The sequence below is a fragment of the Bradyrhizobium sp. Leo78 genome (genome assembly GCF_059512425.1).
Genome location: NZ_JCAMOT010000052.1, coordinates 1 through 16,753 on the forward strand (window position 1 = coordinate 1; position 16,753 = coordinate 16,753).

18 protein-coding genes and 1 pseudogene are annotated in these 16,753 nt (G+C 59.5%); 6 read left to right on the top strand and 13 right to left on the bottom strand.

Going from position 1 to position 16,753, the window contains the following annotated elements; translation table 11 throughout:
• The 4 genes from AC5ZG1_RS37920 to AC5ZG1_RS37935 all read right to left on the bottom strand — a co-directional run.
• Positions 1-200 (bottom strand): hypothetical protein (locus tag AC5ZG1_RS37920; protein ID WP_496135953.1); only part of this gene is annotated, 200 nt, incomplete at its 3' end.
• A gap of 250 nt (positions 201-450) precedes the next feature.
• Positions 451-2,238, bottom strand: a complete 1,788-nt coding sequence (locus AC5ZG1_RS37925) for an adenylate/guanylate cyclase domain-containing protein (protein ID WP_028169192.1) — start codon at positions 2,236-2,238, stop codon at positions 451-453.
• 260 nt (positions 2,239-2,498) lie between these two features.
• Positions 2,499-2,894 (bottom strand): tautomerase family protein, encoded by a 396-nt coding sequence (locus tag AC5ZG1_RS37930; RefSeq protein WP_028167738.1) that lies wholly within the window; start codon positions 2,892-2,894, stop codon positions 2,499-2,501.
• Positions 2,895-2,978: 84 nt separating this feature from the next.
• Positions 2,979-3,620, bottom strand: coding sequence for a cysteine hydrolase family protein (locus AC5ZG1_RS37935; protein ID WP_028167737.1), 642 nt, complete (start codon positions 3,618-3,620; stop codon positions 2,979-2,981).
• A 165-nt stretch (positions 3,621-3,785) separates the two neighbouring features.
• On the opposite strand from AC5ZG1_RS37935, the gene AC5ZG1_RS37940 reads away from it, so the two are divergent.
• The gene (locus tag AC5ZG1_RS37940) at positions 3,786-4,388 is read left to right on the top strand and encodes a TetR/AcrR family transcriptional regulator (protein ID WP_028167736.1); all 603 of its coding nucleotides are present in this window, start codon (positions 3,786-3,788) and stop codon (positions 4,386-4,388) included.
• Positions 4,389-4,799: 411 nt separating this feature from the next.
• Positions 4,800-4,934, top strand: coding sequence for a hypothetical protein (locus AC5ZG1_RS37945; protein ID WP_283813261.1), 135 nt, complete (start codon positions 4,800-4,802; stop codon positions 4,932-4,934).
• On the opposite strand, the gene AC5ZG1_RS37950 is transcribed toward AC5ZG1_RS37945, so the two are convergent.
• From AC5ZG1_RS37950 to AC5ZG1_RS37960, 3 genes are all read right to left on the bottom strand, one after another.
• On the bottom strand, positions 4,927-5,088 hold the full coding sequence (locus AC5ZG1_RS37950; protein WP_165435228.1) for a hypothetical protein: 162 nt from the start codon (positions 5,086-5,088) through the stop codon (positions 4,927-4,929). The two genes, AC5ZG1_RS37945 and AC5ZG1_RS37950, sit on opposite strands and share 8 nt — an antisense overlap.
• 34 nt (positions 5,089-5,122) lie before the next feature.
• The gene (locus AC5ZG1_RS37955) at positions 5,123-6,106 is read right to left on the bottom strand and encodes an MBL fold metallo-hydrolase (protein ID WP_028167735.1); all 984 of its coding nucleotides are present in this window, start codon (positions 6,104-6,106) and stop codon (positions 5,123-5,125) included.
• 542 nt (positions 6,107-6,648) lie between these two features.
• Positions 6,649-6,939, bottom strand: a complete 291-nt coding sequence (locus AC5ZG1_RS37960; protein ID WP_155255491.1) for a hypothetical protein — start codon at positions 6,937-6,939, stop codon at positions 6,649-6,651.
• Positions 6,940-7,584: 645 nt separating this feature from the next.
• Here AC5ZG1_RS37960 and AC5ZG1_RS37965 point away from each other — a divergent pair.
• Together AC5ZG1_RS37965 and AC5ZG1_RS37970 are read left to right on the top strand one after the other, a co-directional pair.
• Positions 7,585-7,725: a hypothetical protein gene (locus AC5ZG1_RS37965; RefSeq protein WP_155255490.1), complete on the top strand. Its 141-nt coding sequence runs from the start codon at positions 7,585-7,587 to the stop codon at positions 7,723-7,725.
• Between the two features lie 29 nt (positions 7,726-7,754).
• A complete protein-coding gene (locus tag AC5ZG1_RS37970; RefSeq protein WP_283807038.1) occupies positions 7,755-7,877 on the top strand; it encodes a hypothetical protein in 123 nt (40 codons plus the stop codon).
• A gap of 95 nt (positions 7,878-7,972) precedes the next feature.
• Here the strand turns inward: AC5ZG1_RS37970 and AC5ZG1_RS37975 are convergent, their stop codons facing one another.
• Positions 7,973-8,524: a styrene oxide isomerase gene (locus AC5ZG1_RS37975; protein WP_464349028.1), complete on the bottom strand. Its 552-nt coding sequence runs from the start codon at positions 8,522-8,524 to the stop codon at positions 7,973-7,975.
• Between the two features lie 491 nt (positions 8,525-9,015).
• On the opposite strand from AC5ZG1_RS37975, the gene AC5ZG1_RS37980 reads away from it, so the two are divergent.
• Positions 9,016-9,744: an HD domain-containing protein gene (locus AC5ZG1_RS37980; RefSeq protein ID WP_080664022.1), complete on the top strand. Its 729-nt coding sequence runs from the start codon at positions 9,016-9,018 to the stop codon at positions 9,742-9,744.
• 490 nt (positions 9,745-10,234) lie between these two features.
• Here the strand turns inward: AC5ZG1_RS37980 and cydB are convergent, their stop codons facing one another.
• The 5 genes and pseudogenes from cydB to AC5ZG1_RS38005 all read right to left on the bottom strand — a co-directional run bounded on the left by cydB (position 10,235) and on the right by AC5ZG1_RS38005 (position 15,519).
• A complete protein-coding gene (gene cydB, locus AC5ZG1_RS37985) occupies positions 10,235-11,257 on the bottom strand; it encodes a cytochrome d ubiquinol oxidase subunit II (RefSeq protein WP_035691960.1) in 1,023 nt (340 codons plus the stop codon).
• Positions 11,254-12,654 (bottom strand): cytochrome ubiquinol oxidase subunit I, encoded by a 1,401-nt coding sequence (locus AC5ZG1_RS37990; protein WP_035691958.1) that lies wholly within the window; start codon positions 12,652-12,654, stop codon positions 11,254-11,256. The genes cydB and AC5ZG1_RS37990 overlap by 4 nt, the downstream gene beginning before the upstream one ends.
• A 331-nt stretch (positions 12,655-12,985) precedes the next feature.
• Positions 12,986-13,161 (bottom strand): annotated as a pseudogene (locus AC5ZG1_RS37995) (cytochrome ubiquinol oxidase subunit I); the annotation flags it as partial.
• Positions 13,149-14,153: a carbon-nitrogen hydrolase family protein gene (locus AC5ZG1_RS38000; RefSeq protein ID WP_464349029.1), complete on the bottom strand. Its 1,005-nt coding sequence runs from the start codon at positions 14,151-14,153 to the stop codon at positions 13,149-13,151. The gene AC5ZG1_RS38000 and the pseudogene AC5ZG1_RS37995, both read right to left, overlap by 13 nt.
• A gap of 19 nt (positions 14,154-14,172) precedes the next feature.
• Complete coding sequence (locus tag AC5ZG1_RS38005; protein WP_210164723.1) at positions 14,173-15,519, bottom strand: aminotransferase-like domain-containing protein; 1,347 nt, start codon at positions 15,517-15,519, stop codon at positions 14,173-14,175.
• Between the two features lie 160 nt (positions 15,520-15,679).
• Here AC5ZG1_RS38005 and AC5ZG1_RS38010 point away from each other — a divergent pair, with 160 nt between their 5' ends.
• On the top strand, positions 15,680-16,588 hold the full coding sequence (locus AC5ZG1_RS38010; protein ID WP_196237389.1) for a methylenetetrahydrofolate reductase: 909 nt from the start codon (positions 15,680-15,682) through the stop codon (positions 16,586-16,588).
• The last annotated feature ends 165 nt before the right edge of the window (positions 16,589-16,753 follow it).

A 16,753-nucleotide genomic window follows, 5' to 3' on the forward strand; every position in this document is an offset into this window, starting at 1 on the left:
ATCGACACCTCTTGACCGTGCCGCAATCCCGCAAATCCGCTCGCCGCGCTCGCTGGCCCTCGACCGGCCACGGCAGAGCGCGCCCAGATATCCACCAGCCGTCGCAAATCGTCGGACAACTTGTCGAGTTCAAGGCCATCCGCCGCGCATTCGTCAGCGACTTCACCGTCGCGCAACTCGTTGGGCCGACTCGATCTCAATCAACGAACTCGCCCGCGGCGCTCAAATCCCCATAACGCCTGCCGCACCGCCTTACGTTCTCACGCGCGGTTTCCTCCCTTGGAGGCTTTCGGACGCCGGCCGCCGAATACGCCGCGCCCTCCCTCAAGCGGCCGGCATCCGAAACCCTTCACAACAACGGAAGTCGGCCCAGTTTGATGTCCTCGCTCGCTGCAGAACAGCGAGCTTGCCGTCTGAAAGTCGTAGAGATGATAGAGATCGCGGCGTCACTCAACGCCGCTCTCCTGCTGCAAGGCCAAAACCTTCGACGAGAAGCGCATAATCCTCGGGCCGCATCCAGGGCGGCCTTTGCTGCCAACGCTGAAGCTGATCCGCCGATTGAGGGGGGATACGTTCAAGTGTTTCGCGCGCCTCGTCCGAACGCCCGAGATAAGCAAGCGACGCCGCGAGGTACTGGGAAGTGACGGCATAACCCGGACGCAGGCGAGCAACTTGGCGCAATGTCTGCAGCGCAGCGATGAAATCGCGTGAAAAGAACTGCAAAAGCCCACGCCAGATCAACCAAAGCCAAATCAGCGGATCGTGTGGACTGGCACGCATTGCCTGCTGCAGCCTTTCGAGTGCTTCCTCTCGATAACCGCCGAACCCGAGCACACAACCAAGCATGCTGATGACAAAGGCACTGTTTGGATTGAGGGCAATTGCGGTGCGCGCTTCGGCGATCGCCGCCTCCCATTCGCTACCCCACATCAGCATGTGTGCCAGCACAGCATGCGCCACCGCATCCTTGTCATCGAGCGATACCGCGATTTGCGCTTCTTCGCGAGCGGTTTCTTGAACCTCCAAGAAGGGGCGACTCGAGAAGTGCCAGATGTCCCATTGGAGAGCCAGCGCATATCCATAGTGGCCGGGAGCGAAATTCGGATCGAGCGCGATAGCTTGGCTGAAGAAGGCGAGCGCGGCTTTGTTCTCCTGCGGTCGGTATTTGTGGAGGTGCCAAAGGCCGCGCTGATAGGCTTCCCACGCGTCAAGTCGCTCAGGCGGTTTGCGCAGCACGCGCTCTTGCTCGGCGGCAGCCAATGCCGGCTCGATAACTGCGGCGACGCTCGCGGCGATCTCATCCTGAACCGCAAAGATGTCGCCAAGATCGCGGTCGTAGCGCTCGGCCCACAGATGCACGCCTGTAAGCCCATCGATCAATTGTCCGGTGATGCGTATCCTGTTGCCGCCTTTGCGCACTGAACCCTCGAGCACATAGCGAACGCCTAGCTCGCGCCCAGCCTGCTTCACATCGACGGCATGCCCGCTGTAGGTAAAGCTCGAATTGTGAGCGATCACAAAAAGCCAGCGGATACGGGAGAGCGCTGTAATGATATCCTCGACTATGCCGCAGGCAAAATATTCCTGTTCCGGATCGCCGCTCATGTTTTGGAACGGCAACACCGCGATCGACGGCTTGTCGGGAAGCGGAAGTGACTCATGGATCTGAGGGTGCGGAGGCGGCATGTCAGGCGCAACCGTCCCGAAATTACTAATCGACTTTGTCGCGTAGACGCGCACCAGGCGATTGATGTTCTTCAGCCTTTGCTCGCCACGATCAATGAATTCGACCGTGACCTTGCCGCGAACCTGATCGTACACGGAAGCTGAGATACAGATGCCGCCCGGTTCGGCGATGCCCTCAAGTCGGGCCGCGACATTGACGCCATCGCCAAGAATGTCATCCCCCTCGATCAGAATGTCGCCGAGGTTGATCCCGATCCGAAACAGCATGCGCCGCGCCTCGGGGATCCCATTGTTCCGCTGGACCATCACCACTTGCATAGCGGCCGCGCACTCGACTGCATCAACTACCGAGGGAAACTCAAGCAGCACACCGTCTCCGGTAGTCTTGACGATGCGGCCGCCGCGTTTGGCCACAAGTGCGTCAATCACCGCTCGGTGCTCGCGGAGCGTGTGGGCGGTGCCGACCTCGTCGAAGCTCATGAGCCGCGAGTAGCCTGCAACGTCAGCCGCGACTATGGCCGCCAACCTGCGTCCGACCCGCGCCTCCGCCATGTGTAGGCTCCGCTTTATAAAAAACAAGACTACGAGATAAAATCGCGGCGAGTCCATAGGGTTCTGAAGGCCCGCTATGGGTCAATCGCGTCGATTTGGCCGTGCGCCGACGACTTCCGGTTCTTCCTCATAAGCAGACCTTCTTTGTGTCCGCCTGCATGTCTCAATCGGGCCATTTTCGGACTCATGCACTGCAGCACACTGTCGAGCTATTCGATCATTTCGTCTGCACGGCCGGACATGACGGGGCGCGGAGCCCCTCAGGTCGAGATATGCGCTCGCTGCGCGAGCCCTTGGCCGAAGGAGATATTCTCGCCGGGCATCTCATAGATCAGAACGACGAGGTCGTCCGCCCTCACGCCGGCCTTCTCCACGACGAGCCGGTTCAGCGCGGCGAGCAACGCCAGGCGCTTCTCCTTCGGGCGACCGGAGATAAAGGTCAGCTCGAGGAGGACGAAGCGATCGCTGTACGTACAGCCGACGAAAGCCGGCGTGTGGACGAACTGTCCTTTCGGAAGAACGTGCGTGATGCGGAAGTAGTCCTCCGGCGGGACCGAGAGCACTTCCTCCAGTGCTGCCTGTACGGCCGTCCCGATTGCGGCGAGCTCGCTATCCTTGAACGCACCTTCGTGCACATGAATCTTGGCTACGGGCATCTCAAAAACCTCCTTCGGTTGGCAGCGGCTCCACGTACCGATAGTGGACCGCAGTCTCGATATCGGCAGTCACGTCGCTTCCTCTCACGCCGCGGCCGCCGCCGGGGAAGCCTTGATCGCCGCGATCAGTTCGGCGGTCGTCACGATCTCATGGGCATAGGTCGGCGCGTCGATGTTGACCGCCGCATGCATCGCCTCGGGCGAGCGGGCAGCGGTGGCATCGCGCACGTAGGTGACGTGATAACCAAGCTCCATGCCGATGCGGGCGGTGGCCTCCAGGCAGGTATTGGCGAGCAGACCCACGCAGATGATCTTTTCCTTGCCGTGCCGCTTCAGCAGTTGATCGAGGTCGGTATTGGGGAAGCCGCTCGAAGCCCAATGCTCCGTGCAGCAGAGATCGCCCGGCCGGAGCTTGAAATCATCGTGGAATTCGCCGCCCCACTGACCGCGGGCGAAGATCATGTTCTTCGCCGCCTGCAACTGATAGGGCGACGGATACTTCCAGTCCTTGTAGGTGTCGGGCTCCATGCGGTGATGCGGTACATGGATGATCTTGATCCCGGCCTCCCGCGCGGCGACGACGATCGCACGGAGATTGTCGAGCAGGTTCACCTGCTCGGCGACGTCCTTGACCGAAGGCCAAAGCTTGCCGTCTGGATGGAGGAAATCGTTGTAGAAATCGATGCAGAGAAGCGCCGTGATCTTGGGGTCGTAGGTGGTCGCCATGTCGAGTTCCTTCGCGAAAACGTGGCTTTGGAGACTTTCAAAAAAATAGATAATATATATAATCTATTCTAGCCAGTCACGATTGCTTGCGGGACGGCGGTTTCTTACGACCGAGGCCGGCGTAAAGTCGCGGATCTCGATCGAGTTCGGAAAGGAACAACGGACATGGGTCGCTCATCGCAGGAGCAGGCGCAGAAGAATCGGCAGAAGATCCTGAAGTGCGCGTCCCGCCTCTTCCGCGAGTTCGGTGTGGACAGCGTTTCGGTGGCCGAGGTCATGAACGCCGCTGACATGACGGTTGGCGGCTTCTACAAGCACTTCAAGTCCAAGGACGCCCTCGTCGAGCAAGTCTTCTCCCTGACCTTCGAGCAGTCATCCGCCGCCTGGCGGCAGGTCTGCGAACGCAAGTACGACGATCCGGGCGTCCGGTCGGCCGCCATCGTCGACTACTATCTGACGAAGAAAGGGGCCGATCAGGCTTGTCCGATGATCGCCTTCGCTCCTCACGTGACGGCCGAGGCCGCCGACGAGTCCTCGCGCGAGTCCTACAGGGACGGGACGGAGGCTCTGTACGCACAGTTTCTCGATCACTTGGCGAAGTCGCGCGGTACGAACGGCGCGTCGTCCGATCAGGAAGCCAAGGTTCTGTTCGCGGCCATGATCGGAGCGCGGCTTCTCTCTCAATCGGTGGGCGACACGGAATGGATCCGTTCGCTGAAGAGCGCCGTGAAGGCAGAGGCCGCCCAAGACGCAGCCTCGCTGGACTGATGGAACAAGCAGAACCTTCCTGATCCTGCAGGCGATACCGATGCGAAAATGCTATCCTCTACATCGAGGTACTCCGGACATCTATGATTTCGCCTGATTGCAGTGGCAACTTGCCACGTCGCCTTTGGGTCAAAAGCGCCGATTGGAAGGTCGACCAGTCACTTCCGATCTACCCCGATAAGCAGACGATTTCCGATCCCGCGCGGACTTCGCATTCGGGCCATGAACGGACAGCACGCTCGCAAGGGAAAAACGAAAAGGCCGCCAAAGAGCGGCCTCGTTTCAATTTATGTAAGTCTCTCGGAAAATCAGCTAGCGTTACGGCGGCGGCGGACGAGCCAATAAGCGCCATAGCCTAGTCCGATCACAAGTGCGGGAATCCCGGCGCCTAGAAGCGGGCAGGAGCACCGTGTGGCGGCCTTCGCCAAGAAGGCGCCCGCCGAGGATTGGGCACTCATGCGTTCGTTCAATGACGAAAGCCGCTTCACCGTGCATACCGCGGCGGAGATATTGTTTGCATTTCAGGACGGCGAGCAGGTCAGGTGAGCGCCCATAATCGCCATCTTGTGCCGATGCCGGCGCACAAGCCGCGTAGCGGGAAACCGCGGAAGCTGTCCTCGCTACGGACGCCACCGGCAATGCCAGCAGCGGCGGCGGCGTTGCCGTCGCGGGTGCCGTCGCTGATGGTGCGACCGGCCAACGCGGGGCCTTCGAACCTACGACAGGATTTGCCATCAGACGCCCTCGTAGACCAGCCTGGTGAACAAGGCCGGCGTAATGAGGAACCGGCCCCATTTCGCGTCGAACTGCTCGGTTGGCTTGGCTGCGATGGTCTCATCGAGCGAGCGGCCCGACCGCTTGAGCGTTGTGACCTTCTCCCTGATGGCGACGAGCATATCGCGATAGCCGATCAACTCGTCCTTGTTGCTCACGGCGCTGGCTTGGCCCGGCATGTTGTGGCCGGGAATGACGATGGTCTCGCCGCTGGTGGCGGCGATGTTCTGCTCGGTCGCCCGGATCATCCCGTCGATGTTGCCACCGGTCGAATAGTCGATGAACGGATAGAAGCCGTTCCAGTAAGTGTCTCCGCAATGGAGGATATCAGCCTCAGCGAAGCGAACCGAGATGTCGCTGTCCGTATGCGCGGGGCTATAGTGCTTCAGATCGAGGGTGGAGCGATTGAGGCTGAGGCGTTTTTCCGAAGCGAACACCTCGGTCGGCACCGCGGCCAAGGGCGGCGAAGGAAAATTGTAGTCCCAGTCCTCGACCCTCTGGGCAGTCAGCAAATGCTTATGCGTGTTCTCGTGAGCCAGAATGGCAGCGCCTTCTTCGTTTAGCCACTGATTGCCGTCCGTGTGATCGAAGTGCCAGTGGGTGTTGATCAGGTGTTTGATCGGATCGCGGCTAAGGCTGTTGACCGCCTCCAGAATCCGCGGCCGTGTCGGGGTAATGCCGGCATCGACGAACAGCTTGCCGTCTTCGCCGGTGAGGACCGCGATATTGCCTCCGGAGCCTTCGAGGACCGTCACGTTGCCACGCAGCTTGTGGACCTGGAGGGGCATCGTTGCGGCGGCGTCGCGGATCGTATCGACGATGTTGCGTGACTCGGCGTAGGCCTCGTCAGGCTTCAACCAGCCACGGTTGGTTGCGAAAGCGGCGGCGGCTACGGCACAGCATGTGCAGAAGCCGCGTCGTGACAGCGAGGTATGCAAGGACATCGGAGACTCCTTTGATAGATCGGATGGGCTTCCAAGGTGGCGGAATTGCATCGGCGTAGTTGGAACGAAGCTCGCCAATCACAAGACCAAAAATTCAGAATCCAGCATCCAATGCGTTGGATGACCGTGCGAATTTCGATTGAGGAGTTGTAGGGATTGTCTTCGATAGTGCGGGGTTCGGTTGAGAAGTTGTAGGGATTGTCTTCGACAGCTCGCGGCCCGCGCGCTACCGCACACTCGTCGAACGTGCTGAAGTTTCCGCTGCCTCGCCGGAGTCGGCTTCGGGTCATTCGCGTCGTTCTGACCATGCGCCGGTCACTTCCGGTCTACCCCTGAAAGCAGACAATTTCAGAGCCGGTCGGTATGGCTCAAGGAGCAAATTGCGACACCCCTATGCAGCGCCACGACGTCCGGTTGGCCCCCTAATCGCGGAAGTTGACGGCGCTTGCACTGATCCGCCACGTGTGATCTCCACATTTTATTCCGCCTTGAACCTGCCCGCGTTCTCAACCCGCTTCCGGCACCGCCGACGCCGAGTACGCTCAAGCGCCGGCCACTTCGCTGGCAAGGACCGACGCGATCGCCTCGTCCATCTGAGCCGCCGTCATGTCGCGACGCATGCGAAGAATGATGCCGAGCGACCAAAGCAGAGTGACGTGCTCGCTCAGCATATCGGTCGCCTGCTGTTTGCAGAATGTGAAAAACGCGGCGATAGCCTCCTGCGACTTGCAGATAAGCGCGGCCAATTCCATCGCCTGTCGGCGATCATCTGCGGCAAAAGACGCATCGCCAAGCAGCAATTGCTCTGCTGCTTCACCGCCCATCAACTGCACGACTGAGTCGAACACGCTCGCGTAGACATCGGCCTTGCAGTCGCGACTTCGCCGGCCTTCGGCATCAACGGCGAAAGGATTGCGCGAACGTCGGAGGCATCGAGGCAACCGGTGCCGGTCGCGCCATTGTTCACGAAAGCCTCACTGCGCGTGCCGCGACAGATGACCTCGAAACCATCGCGAGGCGTGATCGAAATGAGCGAGATGCTGTCGGTCCCGGTCACTCGATCGATGACGAAATGTCCGAGTTCGTGAGCACACGGACCCGGTAAACGGCATCGCCGGAAACAGTGCGCCCGTCGTGTCCCGTAGCCCTGTCAGGTACAACTGTTCGGCTCCTAGCTTGACCGGGAGGTAGTTTGCCCAGAAGAAAGGAGTGATGGCGCGTTGATAGGTGTAGACGGCGTCAGCGGTCTCGAAAGACCATCCTACGGCCAAGCGTGAGGAAATGCGGGGAACGCGCGACGGCAGCCCCCACGACATTTGGCATCGCGCAATCCTGGCTATGTCTTCTGCGGGTTGGCACGCAAGGCGCTGGGCGATCTGGCGCATATCGAATACGGAAGCCGAGATCTTCATGAATAGGAGGATAGATTTTGTGCCATCGCGGCTGCGCTGACCGGCGCGTTGCATTGGAGGCGGCGCATGAAAATCATCGTTGACGAAGCCGGCGAGATCATCGCCAAGGCGACGGATGTCCACACGGCGGCCACCATCGCCTCGCGGTGGCGGCCAGCCTCGGAAAAAACTGTTCCGGCGGGACACCGGCGAACCCGTGAAGCTTGATCTCTTCTTCAAGCACTACGGAAGTTCTCTTGGACATACAGCCCGAGCGGCTCGCCGAGGTGTCGCTGTTCGGGTACATCGTGGTGGTCGCCGTCTTCACCGACGGCACGCGCGTGGTGCGGTTGAAGCCGGTGCCGGGCGTCCCGCGCTGAGCCGTTTCGAACTGCGGAACTTTGGGGAGCAACACATAGTTTGGTCGGCGTTGGTACCTTGATCGCGCTGGTGGAGGATCCATCCTGTGTCTCCTTCAGCGATTGTGTGACAGATCACTCGCGCGGTCTCCGGCCAGAGTCGCGCGGGGGCCGTCTTTTTGACCATTGCCTGCTGACTCATAGTTTCTTCGCGCTTGAGTAACGCCTGGAACATCGAGATTCGACTGCAACGAAGTGGGCCAGAGGCCCCAAAGCAGGAGCAGCGAGCAGGCGATGATCATCACGGCGACACTGAGGAATCCGGCTGCGACAAGACTTTCTTGCCAGGGTTGTCCACTATGGCCTGCCGAGGCGACTGGAGTGTCGGCCGCGGTACCGAAAACCGCGGCCAGCGTTGTGAACAGCCAGTTCATGTAGCCGGCGTAAAGCGCAGCCCAGTATGCCGTGGTCTTTGCCCATGGCGGCAGTCTCACTGCACTCCAGATCGCACCCAACGCGATCAGGAAAGTGCCGTTCATCAAGCCTTCCAGGTGCGCCGAGAGCCCCATGCGCACATTGGTAAACTGTTGCTCGGCGAGGCCCGTAAGCAGACCAAGAAGAAACAGCCACATGCCATGCCACATCAGGTGTCGATTCCTGCTTTCCATGCCGATCCTCCTCTCGGATGTTCCCGTGGCTGTCATCTAATCGTCGACATCAGGCGCGCATGTCTAAATTGCACGGAAAATGGCAGGTAAAAAGCGTGCGGCTTTTGGAACCGCTCATCACTCGCCCTGACGGGCCGCCCCACTTGGTCGAGACGGAAGTTCAGAGGCTCATCGGGCGGCCTGCAAACTGCGTCGGGGGGTAATTTCGTTGAGGCTCGTATACGGCCTGTTGCGGCTATAGTGGTTCTTGAAAAAAGTCAGCGTGACTCACGTAAGATCGAAATAAAAATTGCGGCACACCTTCCATTTCGAGTTTTAGCGGTAGGTTATCTCTAGGCTGCCCCATGAACGAGAGCGCGCCGAGATTGCCATGTGCGAATAATGGGCGGCGATCGTGCTATCGGTGCGTCCACCGAGCTGACATTCCTTTATCGCCGGCGCTAAGAGTGGGTGGGGTTGTTCCAATCGAAGGATACCTCAGGGAGAGAGCGATGATCCAATTGAAGCCTCAAAACTCAATCGACGAGTCGTCAACATTTCGTCGTCCCAAGACCATTCTTCCGGTACCAACTCCTTCGCCCAAGTTTCAGTCTGTGGAGCCCGGAGTTCCGGACACCCAAATGACCCGTGAGGCGACCGGCATACTGCGGGAATTCAGCACGCCAGTGTTGATCAACCACTCCCATCGCGTGTTCTTCTGGGCAAACGAGATGGGGCGCCAAATGGGACAGAAATTCGACGCGGAGCTTGTGTTCATCTGCGCTGCCTTCCACGATTTGGGTTTGCTTAAGAAGTTCAGTAGTGCCACTGACCGTTTCGAAGTCGATGGTGCAAACGCGGTGCGTCAGTTTCTCGAAAGTCATGGCGTGCCCACCGCCCGTATTCAGACGGCTTGGGATGCGATCGCGCTTCACACCACGCCCGGCATCGCCGCGTACAAGCCCTTGGAAGTGGAACTACTATACAACGGCGTGGCCCTGGATTCGCTTGGTATTGGGTACGAAACCTTTCCTGAAGACGTTCGCAAAAGCGTGGTGAGCCAGTTTCCGCGAGCCAATTTCAAGCAGGAAATCGCGGAAGCGTTCTTTCATGGCTTCGAACACAAGCCCGAAACGACTGTGTATACCTGCAACGAAGACATCTGCTCGCATTTCATCCGCAATTACAGGCACAGCAACTTCTACGATCACATCCAGAATTCGCCGTTCCAGAACTCTTAGTATCCATCCTAAATGTTGGTCGGCGTTCAATGCTTGTCGCCGGTGTGAGAAGCGTTGTTGCGAGCCTCACGATGTCTCCGCCGCTGACTTAGAGCTATTTTGGCGGATTGCATGCTGATGCTCCGCTCGGTCGCCTTCTGGATCCAGCCGGTAGTCACCACCCTTGATCCGTTCCAGTTGTTCACGGGCCTGTAAGACACCTCTGCCAACCGCCTCGATGACAAGACTGCGGCTCTCACGCGTCAGAATCCAGCCACGGGCGTTCAATTACCTGTCGATACGCTTGGCGTTTCGAACGGTGCGCGCATCGTCCTTCTTTGAGAAAGCAATAGTCAGGGAGGCTGGTCAAAAAAATGCCTGATCCATGAGAATGGCTCCTCGCCCTTCTCGCATCTTGTTCGGATCATCACCTGGCTCCGCGACCATCGTGCGCGGCGCCAACTGAAGCTCCCGACTGTTTGCGGGGCTGGCCATCGCGGGCGCAACACTGTCAGTGGTATCCGATGTCAGCCCGCACTTTGCCGCGAAATACCCAATAGGACCAACTGGTGTACATCAGGATCACCGGCAGGAGCACGAGCGTTCCGATCAGCAGGAAAACTTGAGTCCGGTCGGAAGATGCACTCTCCCACAACGTGAAGTGATACGGCACGATCATTGGGTAAAGGCTGATGGCAATCCCGATATATGAAAGGACGAAAAGGCCGATCCCACCTACGAATGGCAGCACTTCGGAACGGCTGCCGAGCGCGTGCCAGGTGAGCAGCGTGGCAGCGATAGTGGCAATCGGAACCGGCGCCAGAAAAATGATGTTCGGAAACGTGAACCAACGAGCGGCGATCGCCGGGTTCATGAGTGGCGTCCAAATGCTGACGATGCCGATGCCCGCCAAAACGCCGATCAGACAGACACGACCCTGATGACGGGCGGCGTCCTGTAGCTCTCCTTGGGTCTTGAGGATCAGCCAGCCCGCCCCGAGAAGCGCATATCCGAACAACAGGGCGATTCCGGTCAGAACCGAGAATGGTGTCAGGAAATCAAACGAGCTACCGGAGAACACCCGCCCGCTGACTCGAAATCCCTGGATGAAGTTGCCGAGAACCACGCCCTGCGCGAAGGTTGCAATGCCCGATCCGTAGCTGAACCCGTGGTCCCAAAAGGTCTTGCGCTCAGCGTCCCGGAAGCGGAACTCGAACGCCACCCCTCGAAAAATCAATGCCAGCAGCATCACGAGAATTGGAAAATAAACCGCGGGAAGGATGATGGCGAACGCGAGCGGGAAGGCCGCGAGCAAGCCAAGGCCGCCGAGCACGAGCCAGGTTTCATTTCCGTCCCAAATCGGCGCAATCGAATTCATGATCGTATTGCGAGAGGCTGTGTCCGGCGCCAAGCCAAAAAGAATGCCGACGCCGAGATCGAAGCCGTCAAGGAGCACGTAGAAGAACACGGCGAGGCCGAGGATCAGCGTCCAGATCGGCACGAAATCCATAACCTGAATCACGCCCTGACTCATGGTACGTTCTCCTCGGAAATCACCGGCGCGGCCAATACCGGCGCCTGTGGACGTCCGGCCTCGATTTCCGCGTCTCGTTCCGCGGTGGGCGTCGGGCCGAGGCGGACAAGGCGGATCATGAGAAACAATCCGGCTGGATACATAACGAGATAGACGGCCATATAGGCGAGCAGCGAGATCAGCACGTCACGGCCCGTCAACGACGGCGAGACTGACTCCGCGGTTCGCAACAGGCCATAGACGGTCCAGGGCTGGCGTCCGACTTCGGTGGTCACCCAGCCGGCGATAACCGCAATGAACCCGATGGGCATCGCGAGTTGGCACAGCCGCAGAAAAAGCGGAGTGTCGTTGAGCCGCCCACGCCAGCGCAGCCATCCGCCGAGCAGCACGATACCAAGCATCAGCATGCCGCATCCAACCATGATCCGGAAAGAAAAGAAGGGAATTGCGACGGGCGGCCGTTGATCAGCGGGAAAGTCCTTAAGGCCCTTGACTTCGCCGTCGAGCCTGTGAGTGAGGATCAAGCTGCCCAGCAAGGGCACCTCGATCGCAGCATAGTTGCTTTCGGTCTTGTCGTCGGGAATGGCGAACAGCGCCAGGGGGATGCGGCGGCCGGTCTCCCAGTGTGCCTCGATGGCCGCAAGTTTTGCAGGTTGGTGCTCCAGCGTATTAAGGCCATGCTGGTCGCCGAGAAAGATCTGCAGAGGCACCAGCGCGGTCAGGAGCCACAGCGTCATCGACAGCATGGTGCGGCCTTCTTCTGCAAATTGTTCCCGCCTCATCAGATAAGCGCCAACGCCGAGGACGACGAAACCGGTGGTGATGTAGAAAGCCACAACCGTATGAGCCAGCCGGTACGGGAATGAAGAACTGAAGACGACTTCCATCCAGTTTGTCGGAAAGATACGGCCGTCGATGATTTCGTAACCGGCCGGCGTCTGCATCCAGCTATTAGCCGACAGAATCCAGAAAGACGAGAACAGCGTGCCCAGCGCCACCATCAGCGCCGCAAAAAAGTGCGCCCAGCGCGGCACCAGCTTTCGTCCAAACAGGAGGACGCCAAGAAATGCAGCTTCGAGGAAAAACGCCGTCAGACCTTCATAGGCGAACAGCGGCGCGAGAACGTTTGCGGTAGCGTCCGAGTAGCGGCTCCAGTTGGTGCCGAACTGAAACGGCATAACGACGCCGGTCACAACACCCATGCCAAACGCGATCGAGAAAATCTTGATCCAGAACATGGAGACGCGAAGATAAACGTCGCGCCGGGTCGTGAGATAAAATCCTTCAAGGACGGTAATGAACGCAGAGGCACCGACGGTGAATGCGGGGAGCAGAATGTGCCAGCCAATCACCCAGGCAAATTGCAATCGCGACAGAACAACCGGATCTAAGTCCATCGTCGTTACCTCCCGCAGCAATCGCTGTGCCCGAAAAGCTTCCCATCCGCTCTTAATATTTCCGTATCGGCTTCAATCCTTACCTAAACGAAACGCCATTGCAGCTTAGGACATTCCGGTCAGGGCCGTAACCCCGCCGGACATCTGGAACCCATTTCCGTGCAATGCCGATAATCCGCGCGCCAGCCAAATGCTGCTTCACAACGCGAATAATCGGGAGCGGACACGCTAACTGATAAGGTCCGCTTTTTTCCCGATGGTCAGCTCAATCTTATCGTCCTGGTGAGGAACCGAAAACTCCCGCGCTTATCCCTCGTGCCGTCATGCGCTCGCGGCTCCAAAAATGATAAAGGTCGCGGTAGACTATTCTTTCTTCCACAACCACAGGCCTTCCAGTGCCACGAGATAGCTCGCAAGACCGATGGTGATCGCCGGGAAGATGATCTGGGACGACATCGTGAATCCGAATTGGATACGGGCGAGCTCGAGCGCCGTTAATCCGAACATAGCGCGTCCTCATTCGGCTCCGTCGTGACATTCAGCTCCTGGACGACCGACAAGGGCGGTTGTCCCTTGAACGCGACTGCAGGCTTCGGTCGCGTGTCGACCGAAAGCCTGAATACGTCGGGGCGGGCGTAATGACCCACAACATCCAAATCGTACTTGCCGCGGACGATCACCCGCCGGTCGATCTCGGCAAGCTTGATCGCCTCTCCGGTGAAATCGGGTTCGACGAGGACATTGCCGAGCGGGTCGACGATGCAGGATCCGCCGCGGATAAGTACCGTTTTCGGGTCGTCACCATGAACAGGCGCGTAGTCCCGCGGAGCATCGTTACGCGTGAAATACTGGCAGGCCGAGATCACGAAGCACCGGCCTTCAAGCGCGATGGTGCGCATCGTGGGCAACCAAGTGTCACGATCATCGACCGTTGGCGCGCAGTAAAGCTCGACCCGCTGGGCGTACATCGCGGCACGCAGCAGCGGCATGTAGTTTTCCCAGCAGATGACGCTGCCGATGCGGCCGAGCGGCGTCTCGACCACGCCAATTGTCGAGCCGTCACCGAAGCCCCAGACCAGCCGTTCCAGCGCCGTCGGCATGAGCTTGCGGTGTTTCAAGAGCAACCGACCGTTGGATCCGTAGGTCAAGGCCGTGCAATAGAGCGTCCCGCCATCCCGCTCGATGACACCGACCACGAGGTACACGCCATTGTCCCGCGCGATTTCGCCGAGCCGAGTGGCCTCGGGTCCTGGCAGGTCGATGGCGCTATCGTAGTAGCGGCGGAAATCTTCCCGCCCCTCGGCGCTGCGCATGCCCAGACGCGCGCCGAAGTCGATGCCTTTCGGATAGCCGCCGACGAACGCCTCGGGAAAGACCACGAGATCCGCCCCCAAACCGGCCGCTTCGCGCGTGCAATTGGCGAGCTTGGCAAAGGTCTTCGGCTTGTCGAAGAGGACAGGTGCGGCCTGAACAACGGCGGCTTTGATGGCGTTGGACATCGTAATCAATCCTTATGAACTACACGACGGCTCTGGTAGCGAGCGATGGCTGCGCCATGAGACTGGCGAGCTGGGTGAGGCCATCTTCGAGCGCACCTCGGTCGGGCGCGACGCCCAGCGAGATACGCACGGCCTCAGTGGGATGCGCGGCAACGGCGAAGGCGGAGCTCGGCACGATCGATACACCGACACGATCGGCGTGCTCCGCGAAGTCGCCTGCGCGCCAATGAGTGGGCAACCGTAGCCAAAGGTGATGCCCGTGCGGATCTGCCGCAAAGCTGACGTCACCCAGGATCGAAGCGGCAAGCTTCTGGCGAACCGCGTTCTCGGCGCTGATGGCTTTCGCGATTTCATCGAGCGAGCCGTCGGCGATCCAGCGTGTCGCAAGGGCTGACATGAGTGGCGGTGCCATGAGGATGGTCGCACGCAACACGCCCGCCAGTCGAAGCGCCATCCCAGCATTAGGTGCGACGACATAGGCAACACGCAAAGCGGGGCTCGCACATTTCGAAAGAGTGGCGATATGCCAGGTGAGGTCGCGAGCCAGCTCCGCCACCGTGACAATCCGCTCCGGCCGAAGCGGCGCATAAGGATCGTCCTCAATGATGGCGATGCCATGCTTCCGCGCCAGGGCCGCGATCTTATGGCGCCGATCCTCCGACATTGTCGCCGTCGTTGGATTGTCGATGGTTGGGATCACGTATAGCGCCTTGGGGGATTTCTCGCGGCACGCTTTCTCGAATGCGTCTGGAACGATCCCCTGTTCATCCATTGCGAGGGGTTCGAGGACGAGCCCTTTCTGTGCGGCGACAGCCTTCAGCCCGGGATAGGTCATCGCACCGGCAAGAAGCACGTCGCCGCGAGCGAGCAGAAGTTCGCAGACGGCAAACAATGCGCTTTGAGCGCCGCCCGTAACCATGAGCCGGTCGGGAGCAACGCCTTCGAGCCGGTGCGCAAGCCAGGCTGCGGCTGCATAGCGATCGGGCTCTGCGCCGCTGCTATCCTGGTAATGCAGGCTGAGCAGGCCGCGCGGACTTCCGAGGATGCCGGCGATCCCCTGCGGAAAGATCTTTCGGAACTCCACCTCAGACGGCTGTGGCGGAATGTTCATGCTGAGATCGATCAAGGGGTGCGCCGCTCCGGCGGGCTCGTTGCCATCAAGTTTCTCTCTGATGAAGGTGCCGCGGCCGGCCTGCGCCTCGATGAGCCCGCGCCGGCGCGCCTCATTGAAGGCCCGCGTCACAGTAGTCAGATCGACGTCGAGAGCTTCCGCGATGGCTCGCTGCGGCGGCAGCCTGTCGCTCCGTGCGACCCGCCCGGACCTGATATCCGCCTCAAGGGCTTCAACAATTCCGAGATATTTCATGCGGGCGCTCTCGATTAGTCGCGGTCGCCACATACTATTCCCTCGCTTGTATGCTAATTAAACATACGCTATAGATAGCGTGTATGGGTTATGATTGGAAGGGCAGATACGTGCAATCGTCGCTGGCCCGCGGTTAGCGCAACAATCTTAGAGAAGCGCGGTGACGCCGATACATAGTCTTCATATTCAACCGCCAGCCTTGGTTTCTTCTCCGCGCGGTCTCTACGCCTTGGAGGTCACCGCGAAGACCGTCGCGCGGATTGCGGAGTCCAAAGCCGAGATTCCACCAGGAACGCCCATCAATATTGCGTTCCTGGGCAGCGAAAACCACGCGCAGCGTATCCATGCAGCGCGCATAGTGCGGCAATACGGCTTTGAGCCAGTGCCGATCATCTCAGCGCGGCGGCTGCTCTCCGAGAGAGAGCTCGACAACTTCCTTGGATACTTGATCGGTGAGGTAGCCCCGACGCGTTTCATGCTGGTCGGGGGCGACCCGATGACGCCTGCCGGTCCCTATGTAAACTCCTTGGGCCTACTGGAAAGTGGGATCCTCCAGCGCCACGCCATTCGCCATGTAGGGATTGTCGCACACCCGGAAGGGCATCCAAAGATCGATGCCGACACGCTGTGGCGAGCTCTCAGATGGAAGCTCGCTTTCCTGAAGGAGGCCGGCTGCTCCGTCGAAATCACGACTCAGTTCGGACTCGATGCCGATGCGATCGTGCGCTGGATCACGCGCTTACGCGGCGAGGAGATCACTACGCCCGTTCGAATCGGCATCCCTGGGCCAACGGATGCCGGCAGACTGCTCAGATACGCTGAACAATTTGGTGTCATCAGATCGGACGGGCTCCTGCGAAAGTATGGCCTCTCGCTCACCAATCTCCTTCAGCGCGTCACGTCGGATCGCTTTGTCGAACGGCTTGCCCTCGGATTGAACGGACGGGATTTCGGCACCCTGCTGTATCATCTCTATCCATTCGGCGGCATCGCGGACGGGGTCAGGTGGATGGATCGCTTCCTGCGCGACCAAAATCTCGTGGCCGTGCCGCATTCATACATAAAGTAACTACCCCTCATTCGACGACTTTTGCCGCCAATTGCATCCGCTGGGCGAGGCCTGTCTTTCGGGTTCCGCCCGCGGCATCGGGCTGTCTTCGCGATATGGACCGCCACGGTTGCGTCGGAGGCGCCGCGTGCGATTGCAAGCAGGGATTATGCTCCAGGCGTAGGG

Excerpts from the sequence above, each read along its gene's own strand:
- AC5ZG1_RS37925 (WP_028169192.1), bottom strand. The coding sequence starts at position 2,238 with ATGGCGGAGGCGCGGGTCGGACGCAGGTTGGCGGCCATAGTCGCGGCT.
- AC5ZG1_RS37930 (WP_028167738.1), bottom strand. The coding sequence starts at position 2,894 with ATGCCCGTAGCCAAGATTCATGTGCACGAAGGTGCGTTCAAGGATAGC.
- AC5ZG1_RS37935 (WP_028167737.1), bottom strand. The coding sequence starts at position 3,620 with ATGGCGACCACCTACGACCCCAAGATCACGGCGCTTCTCTGCATCGAT.
- AC5ZG1_RS37940 (WP_028167736.1), top strand. The coding sequence starts at position 3,786 with ATGGGTCGCTCATCGCAGGAGCAGGCGCAGAAGAATCGGCAGAAGATC.
- AC5ZG1_RS37955 (WP_028167735.1), bottom strand. The coding sequence starts at position 6,106 with ATGTCCTTGCATACCTCGCTGTCACGACGCGGCTTCTGCACATGCTGT.
- AC5ZG1_RS37965 (WP_155255490.1), top strand. The coding sequence starts at position 7,585 with ATGAAAATCATCGTTGACGAAGCCGGCGAGATCATCGCCAAGGCGACG.
- AC5ZG1_RS37975 (WP_464349028.1), bottom strand. The coding sequence starts at position 8,524 with ATGGAAAGCAGGAATCGACACCTGATGTGGCATGGCATGTGGCTGTTT.
- AC5ZG1_RS37980 (WP_080664022.1), top strand. The coding sequence starts at position 9,016 with ATGATCCAATTGAAGCCTCAAAACTCAATCGACGAGTCGTCAACATTT.
- cydB (WP_035691960.1), bottom strand. The coding sequence starts at position 11,257 with ATGAGTCAGGGCGTGATTCAGGTTATGGATTTCGTGCCGATCTGGACG.
- AC5ZG1_RS37990 (WP_035691958.1), bottom strand. The coding sequence starts at position 12,654 with ATGGACTTAGATCCGGTTGTTCTGTCGCGATTGCAATTTGCCTGGGTG.
- AC5ZG1_RS38000 (WP_464349029.1), bottom strand. The coding sequence starts at position 14,153 with ATGTCCAACGCCATCAAAGCCGCCGTTGTTCAGGCCGCACCTGTCCTC.
- AC5ZG1_RS38005 (WP_210164723.1), bottom strand. The coding sequence starts at position 15,519 with ATGAAATATCTCGGAATTGTTGAAGCCCTTGAGGCGGATATCAGGTCC.